We start from the raw sequence: 4331 nt of genomic DNA, 5'->3' as shown, positions 1-4331 counted from the left end.
AGGATTATCTGCATAAATGGTGTCACCGCTGTGCACAAAGAAGTCCGGTTGAAGCTGCCGCATGGTTTCATAAAGCTTCATGCCGCCAAAGTCTGGATTAATGCCCCAACCCTGTCCCGCTGTGTCGCCTGACCAAACAAATTTAATGTCTTCTCCAGCCTTCGGAACTGTGCGAAACGTTCCAGTCACAGGTTCACTGTAAACGGTCGAATCAGCTAAATCTTGAAAGCTGACACGATAGAAAATTTGTCGTCCATTCGGTAAGCCTTTGAGGTTTACCCGCGCTGTAAAGTCTGTAGTTTCGATCGCTGCTGGACCCACAATCCGTTTGGCTCGCCGGAACGACTCATCCAGCGAGTATTCCAGAATTAGACGCGCTGGACGATCGCTGCGGCTCCAGACGATCGCGCTTCCTGCCGTTACGTCTCCAGTGGCAACGCCATAGGGAATAGCAGGACGCAGCTTATCTGAGGTAATAATTCCGGGAGCAGATTGAGCGATCCCTTTCGAGAGATAACTTGCAGAAATCACGCTGCCGCCCGTCAACGCTGAAGTGATGAGAAACTGACGGCGGTTCATCTTGCTTCCGTTTCGCTGCATCTGCACCTCCAATTTTATCTGGTGATTGGATAACAGACATACAGTATCAGAAACAGCTTATTGAGGGATTAAGAGAAGACTATCAGTTACAAAGTTAGAGATACGATCGTCGGAATTGTCAAAAAAATTTATGAACCTTTGTAAATTAAAAGAGCTTATCGTTCTATTGCACTCGCTATATGTTCAAAATTTGGTTCATTGTTAAGGTCAGTTCTGGAAAGGTGCGAGAGAGAATACGATCGTCCTCCTTAAATGCAGTGAATTGATAGGCACCTTCGTCATCTAACAAATAAACAAAAACGGTGGGTGTTTTAGGATTGCCGAGATAAGTTCTGCTGCCAATGGCAAGATAGTCTACAATCCAGTACTCAGTGATTCCCAAACGTTGGTATTCTTCAAGCTTGTCAATGTAATCATCTTCCCAGTTAGTTGAAACCACTTCTACCGCTAGCTGAATCGGTTGATCTAAAGCCGCATAAGCAAATCGGTTTGAGTGCCAGACAGTACGGTCAACCACGCTGACATCAGGATGACGACCTTGTTTCTGACCGTTTGAAGAATGAGTTTCAAGCACTAATCTTCCAGTAACTCGGTAATTCATACTTAGTCGTTCAACTTCTTGATCGAACTTTCGGATCACAAAATCGGCAATATCATCGTGCCATCTGATTGCTCTCATCTCAACTATTTCTCCATCAACCAGCTCATATCGCCCATCTTCGGGATACTGCTCAAGAAATTGATCAAAGGTTAGTTTTTGCTTGGTAACTGTAGTCATTGCAAATCTCGCTCTGTTTTTAAGCTCTTTACCACTTGGACATTTAACTTCGTACTGTCCTTTACTATAGTAATTTTGTAGAGAACATACCCCTTGCCCCCTCCCAGCACGGGAAGGGAAAAATTTTGCTCCCTCTCCGTTTTGGGGAAAGTTGAAGAGGGGTTGAGTGTGCCTCAACGGAGTGAGAGCCACCATAAATTGTCAGATGTTTATTCCCACGCAAATTGCCGTCAGGATTTCTGTAACGACTATTCATCGCTTCTTGGTGTCTATTCACTTGAAATAGGAGTAAAACCTACGTCGCCAAGCGAACAGATGGGAAGCAGGATTTCACGAACGATCGATCCCAAGCAAAACCAATAAAGAAGCGATCGCCGACAAGCCGCGATCGCCCCTCAATTCAGCTAGCTTCTTGGTTAAGTCGCTGTTAGCAGCAATTCCGGTTTGGATTTCTCGATCGCCGCCGTCAGCGCTTCCTCCAAAGGTGCCCGTCCGAACCGCTGCTCCAGAAGGTTCATTACCTCGCGTCCAAAGTCGTTCGGATTTTGCTTCCAGGCTTGCAAACAGACTTCTCCAAACAGCGACCCCAACGGCTCCGGATTCCACAGCAGCTTCTTCGCCACCCAGGGCAAGTGGATCGCCAGTGGATCATAGCCCGGCTTCAGAATGCCGTTTTTGAACGCATACTCTTCCAGATGCGTGTGCGGCTGCAAGCCAATGAAGAAGATTGCGGGTTCGACTTTATCAACCCCAAAGATTTCTTCGAGCGCTCGGTGGTAGGCGATCGTCTGGCGAATTGTTTCTGGTCGCTCGTCGATCACATTAAACGAATAGTTGACTGAAACCAGATCATTAAATCCGGCAGCTTTCAGATCGCGGCAATTTTGCAGCACGGTCCGCAAGTTGTAGCCCATCCGCATCTTGCGAACTAACTCCTGCGATCCGCTAGTAATGCCGATCTCAAAGTAATTCATTCCCGTCTTCACCATCAGGTCGCACAGTTCCGGCGTCAAATTGTCAGCGCGGATGTAGGCTGCCCAGTGAATATCGGTCATGCCAGAATCAACGATTTTTTGCAGCAGTTCCACCACATCGTCGATGTATTTGCGGGCGGGAATGAGCTGCGCGTCAGTGAACCAGAAGTTGCGGACGCCCCGATCGTAGAGCTGCCGCATTTCCGCCACGACTTCGTCCGCCGGATTTACGCGCACCTGCTTGCCTTCCACAACCGTATAAATGCAGTAGCAGCAGTTGTGCGGACAGCCGCGCTTGGTCTGCACCCCAACGTAGAAATCCTGCGCCTGTAAGTAGTACTCAAACTCGGTCCAGATGCCCTGGATGTAGTCGTAGTTGCAGGCGGTTTTTTCGATCGGCGTCGGCTCCTCGTGGATCAGCTTCGGACGCGGCGTCGTTTCGCCCACGACATAGCAGCGCTCAGTGTGAATGTCCTGACCGCGCAGCAGTTTTTCCAGCAGCGTTTCGCCTTCGCCAACCGAGACGATCGCGCCCTTCGGTAGGGTCTTGCCCAACTGCTCGTAGAACACGCTTACCGCGCCGCCACCAACGACTACCTGAGCCTCTGGATGGTGCTGCTTCGCTCGACGCGTGCCGCGCTGAATCAAATTCTGATTTTGCCAAAGTTCCGCCAGGTAGGACGTGACCATCCGCAGTCCCCCAAATGCACCCCGCAGTTTTAGCAGCGGATTGCGGGCGTATTGATACTCAAAGGCATTTTGCAGCGGATTGCCGCCGCGCCCACCCACTGGCGCGTAGATTTGAATATCGCGCCAGGAGAACACTAGCAGCGTTGGCTTGAACTCGTCCACACAGGCATCTAGAGCCGAGGCGTAGTCCAGTGGTGGCACTGTGCCGAGGTCAAAAATCTTTTGCTCTACAGTCGGAAACTGCTTGTGAATGTGGTCTGCGAGATAGATGACGCCGATCGGAAAAATCGGGTTGCAGGGGAGACGGACATAAAGAACACGACTTTCCATTGCTTAAATAGCTCGTTAGACGGGGCGGTTCAGATTCAGAGCGACCAAGGATCACGTCCACAAGAACCGCGATCGCTCCCAGTCGAGGTGCACGTAAACCAGCATTTCTGAAATCAATTGTTATATATCTTTACGATACCACTCCCGCTCGATTGCTGCATGACTGGCTCTGAACAACGATCCCACTAAAGATCCCACTTTTGAGGTAGACAGTTGTAATCGGATTTACAGCTAGTCCGGATAAGAGAGTGTTAGGTTCGATAGCATCCTTATCGTTTCGCTCTAGAGTCTCCAGTATGCCTCAGACATTTGATCCCCTGCCTTCGGATAGCGCTGGCTCGATCGTTTGCTGCTACGTCAATGCCACTAGTCGGATTCAAATTGCCCGCATTGCGAATGTACCAAATTGGTACTTCGAGCGGGTTGTATTTCCAGGACAGCGGCTCGTGTTTGAAACGGTTTCTGATGCCATGTTGGAGATCCACAGCGGCGCGATGGCAAGCGCGATTCTCTCAGATACCATTGCCTGCACGCGTTTGCGAGTTCACGACGACCTTAACCCCGCTCCAAACCCTGTTGAACAGCAGCAAATTGAAGAGCGCAACGACAGTCTAGACACTAAACCCGCGACGCCTGCTGCGGTGACCCTGTAGCGGCAAGCCGTCCTAAAACGATGCGTTAACAAATCAGCTTAATATAGCAGTCCGTTTAACTAGAGAGTTTGACTCAGCCGCTTAACGTGTCTCCCAGCGCTCACCGTCTAGCGTCCCCCCCGCTCGACAGTGAACTGGGAAGATTTTACGACTGAAGCCCTTACGAACGCAGCGCCCCTAAGCGATCGTTTAGTGCCGCCTGCGCTTGTTCGCGATCGTCAAAGTGGATCTTCTCAGTGCCTAAAATCTGGTAGTCTTCATGTCCTTTTCCAGCAATTAGCACGCCGTCTCCGGGTTCGGCTTGTA

Annotated in this window: 4 protein-coding genes; 1 reads left to right on the top strand and 3 read right to left on the bottom strand. The window is 50.1% G+C overall.

Annotated elements, in window-relative coordinates:
- The 3 genes from H6F43_RS08130 to H6F43_RS08120 all read right to left on the bottom strand — a co-directional run.
- A partial coding sequence (locus H6F43_RS08130; protein ID WP_190342298.1) for a PhoD-like phosphatase N-terminal domain-containing protein occupies positions 1-600 on the bottom strand: 600 nt, incomplete at its 3' end.
- 175 nt (positions 601-775) lie between these two features.
- Positions 776-1378, bottom strand: coding sequence for a Uma2 family endonuclease (locus H6F43_RS08125; RefSeq protein WP_190342297.1), 603 nt, complete (start codon positions 1376-1378; stop codon positions 776-778).
- A gap of 416 nt (positions 1379-1794) precedes the next feature.
- Complete coding sequence (locus tag H6F43_RS08120; protein ID WP_190342296.1) at positions 1795-3372, bottom strand: photosystem II high light acclimation radical SAM protein; 1578 nt, start codon at positions 3370-3372, stop codon at positions 1795-1797.
- A gap of 296 nt (positions 3373-3668) precedes the next feature.
- On the opposite strand from H6F43_RS08120, the gene H6F43_RS08115 reads away from it, so the two are divergent.
- Positions 3669-4025 (top strand): DUF1830 domain-containing protein, encoded by a 357-nt coding sequence (locus tag H6F43_RS08115; RefSeq protein WP_190342295.1) that lies wholly within the window; start codon positions 3669-3671, stop codon positions 4023-4025.
- The last annotated feature ends 306 nt before the right edge of the window (positions 4026-4331 follow it).

Origin of the sequence: Leptolyngbya sp. FACHB-36 (assembly GCF_014695955.1) — a bacterium.
Lineage (GTDB): Bacteria > Cyanobacteriota > Cyanobacteriia > Leptolyngbyales > Leptolyngbyaceae > FACHB-36.
This window is presented reverse-complemented; position numbering and strand designations above follow the sequence as displayed.